This window comes from Parasynechococcus sp. (assembly GCF_042954245.1).
Taxonomy (GTDB): domain Bacteria; phylum Cyanobacteriota; class Cyanobacteriia; order PCC-6307; family Cyanobiaceae; genus Parasynechococcus.
The window spans coordinates 1-2,936 of the sequence record NZ_JBGKDP010000028.1; the positions used below are offsets into that span (position 1 = coordinate 1).

Annotated in this window: 2 protein-coding genes and 1 pseudogene; 2 read left to right on the forward strand and 1 reads right to left on the reverse strand. The window is 55.7% G+C overall.

The features are described from left to right. Positions 1-879: 879 nt before the first annotated feature. Entirely contained in the window at positions 880-1,563 is a 684-nt protein-coding gene (gene rpe, locus ACGVJ8_RS00885; RefSeq protein ID WP_392345058.1) for a ribulose-phosphate 3-epimerase, read from the reverse strand. Positions 1,564-1,713: 150 nt separating this feature from the next. Here rpe and glpX point away from each other — a divergent pair, with 150 nt between their 5' ends. Both glpX and ACGVJ8_RS00895 read left to right on the forward strand, forming a co-directional pair. After that, positions 1,714-2,718 carry a class II fructose-bisphosphatase gene (gene glpX, locus ACGVJ8_RS00890; protein WP_392345059.1) on the forward strand — a complete coding sequence of 335 codons (1,005 nt, stop codon included), beginning with the start codon at positions 1,714-1,716 and terminating at the stop codon, positions 2,716-2,718. 31 nt (positions 2,719-2,749) lie between these two features. Beyond that, positions 2,750-2,936: pseudogene (locus tag ACGVJ8_RS00895) on the forward strand (glutamyl-tRNA reductase); the annotation flags it as partial.

Here is a 2,936-nt window from a genome sequence, read left to right on the forward strand (position 1 = left end):
ACCCTGGGTTGTGATCTCAATCCTCTCTTGCACCCCAGGACAATCAAATCAGCGCCTGCGGTGGCATTCATCTCACTGAGAGGAGCGATATCTGGTCATTTGTTGGGACGCTTCGGCCTCTTCCGCTTCCGAGCGCAGATAACGTTTCCGCTGCGCCGATTTCATACCAGATAGCAGGACAGCACGTCTTGAGGGCGCGACCCGTTGAGGGCGATCAAAACCCCGAAGCAGTGGATGAATGCCTCGTCTGCTCATGCTGTTCTCCCGATTATATGTGAATCTCGCGTCGTGACCTGTGGTCTATCGCGTCCATGAATAGTTCCATGATCTTCAATCTTGTTTTGTCATCAACGGCACTGATTGGAGTAATGCCTGTCCAATGCATGGTTGGCGTTCTTTGAAGCTGAACGAAGCATTTGGCTGTGTGGCTTGTCAGGCAGCTTCTAGATCTTGCTTAGTTGGACTATCGTCACGCATTGGATGCCTCCGACTTCGATACTGGGAGTGTCGAAGTCGGAGCAGATGCTTTGATTATCCGTATTTCAACTCAGCGGCAGGAAGGAAAGGCGGGGCGCCTGTCCGTTATCCAAATTAAACAGAACTATTGAGCTATATGTTGAAGGACGGCACCAATATTCATGCTTCCTTTGAGATATCCGGCAAAAACTAATGCAATTAGACTGACATTGAGAACCAGAAATGCAGCAACCAGTTTGGCATCATCTTTCATGCTTCAATTATCGGAGGTGCGTTCGCATCAGTGTGGCCATCAAATCTTTGGAGATGTTGAAACTGTTCAATCACTCCGTTCTTGCCCGAACCTGATGTTGTGAGCTGAACAGTCTCCTCTTGATTGTTGATCAGTTGATGGGCTGGTGATCAGGCAAGAACGGCTTCCTTGCTGCTGTTGTTGCGGATGCCCTTGATGGCTTCGGCGTAATCGGGTTGGTTGAACACACCGGATCCGGACACAATTGCGTTGGCACCTGCTTCGATCACCTTCCAGGCATTGCCGGCTTTGATGCCGCCATCCACTTCTATCCAGGGATCGAGACCCTTCTCATCGCACATGCGGCGCAGGTCGCGGATTTTCTGAACCTGGCTTTCGATAAAGCTTTGGCCACCAAAACCGGGGTTGACGCTCATGATCAGAACCAGATCGCAGAGCTCGAGGCAGTACTCGAGGGTGTCGATTGGAGTTGAGGGATTCAGGACTGCTCCTGCCTTTTTGCCCAGGTCTTTGATCTGAGCCAAGTTGCGGTGCAGATGCGGGCAGGCTTCAACCTGCACAGAAATGATATCGGCACCGGCTTTCGCGAAGTCGGGGACGTACTTCTCCGGCTCAACAATCATCAGGTGAACGTCCAGGGGCTTCTGGGTCACCGGACGCAGCGCCTCAACAATCAGCGGTCCAATGGTGATGTTCGGAACAAAGCGGCCGTCCATCACATCCACATGGATCCAATCCGCACCGGCTTCGTCCACGGCTTTCACTTCTTCGCCGAGGCGTGTGAAATCAGCCGACAGGATCGACGGCGAGATCACCAGGGGCTTGGTGCTCATGGATGAGGAGCGCGAAGTGCCGGGAGATTTTAGGGACTCTTGCAACCACTGATACAGTGAGCCGCGCTCAGACGTCGAGATCCACTGCGGCGACGGCCAACTGCCCGTCCAGGAGATCTCGCCAACCCGTCCCACCTCATCCGGAGTCCCGTGGATCAGACCCTCATTCAGGAAATTCTCGAGATCGTCGAGCAGGCCGCCATCGCTTCCGCCTCGCTCTCCGGCAAAGGCCTGAAGGATGAAGCCGATGCATTGGCCGTTGATGCCATGCGTAAGCGCATGAATCAGATCCAGATGCAGGGCCGCATCGTGATTGGCGAGGGGGAACGTGATGAAGCCCCGATGCTTTACATCGGAGAAGAGGTCGGCACTGGCACTGGCCCTGGCGTGGATTTTGCTGTTGACCCTTGCGAAGGCACCAACCTTTGCGCCTTCAACCAGCGCGGTTCCATGGCTGTTCTCGCCGCTTCCGACCGTGGCGGTCTGTTCAACGCCCCCGACTTTTATATGAAGAAGCTGGCTGCTCCTCCAGCTGCCAAGGGCAAGGTGGACATCCGCAAATCGGCCACTGAAAACATCAAGATCCTCAGCGAGTGCGTGGGTCTCCCCGTCGACGAGCTGAACATCGTGGTGATGGATCGTGCCCGTCACAAGGACCTGATCACTGAGATCCGTGCCACCGGCGCTCGCATCCAGCCCATCTCCGATGGAGACGTTCAGGCTGCCATCGCCTGCGGTTTCGCCGGCACCGGAACCCACTGCTTGATGGGCATCGGTGCTGCCCCTGAGGGTGTGATCTCCGCCGCTGCCATGCGCGCTCTTGGTGGCCACTTCCAGGGTCAGCTGGTGTACGACCCTGCGATTGCTCAGACCTCCGAATGGGCTGATATGACCAAAGAGGGCAACCTTGTGCGTCTCGCTGAGATGGGCATCACCGATCCCGACAAGGTCTACGAAGCCGAGGAGCTGGCCTGCGGCGAGCATGTTTGTTTCGCTGGCAGCGGCATCACGGATGGTCTGCTCTTCAATGGCGTTAAGTTCGAAAAGGACTGCACCCGCACAAGCAGCCTGGTGATCAGCAACCTGGACAACACCTGCCGTTTTACCAACACCGTGCATATCAAAGACGGCGCCCAGAGCATCGCTCTGAGCTGATCGTCACTAACTGGTTGAGAGGAACGTCTTCATGCATATCTCCGTCGTCGGCCTCAGTCATCGCACGGCACCGGTGGAGATCCGGGAACGCCTCAGCATCCCTGAGCAGACCATGGAGACGTCCCTTCAATCCCTCCGCGGCAATGAGCAGGTGCTCGAGGCATCGATCCTCAGCACCTGCAATCGCCTTGAGATTTACACCCTGGTTCGAAATCCAG

Coding starts and splice junctions, on each gene's coding strand:
- rpe (WP_392345058.1), bottom strand. CDS start 1,563: ATGAGCACCAAGCCCCTGGTGATCTCGCCGTCGATCCTGTCGGCTGAT.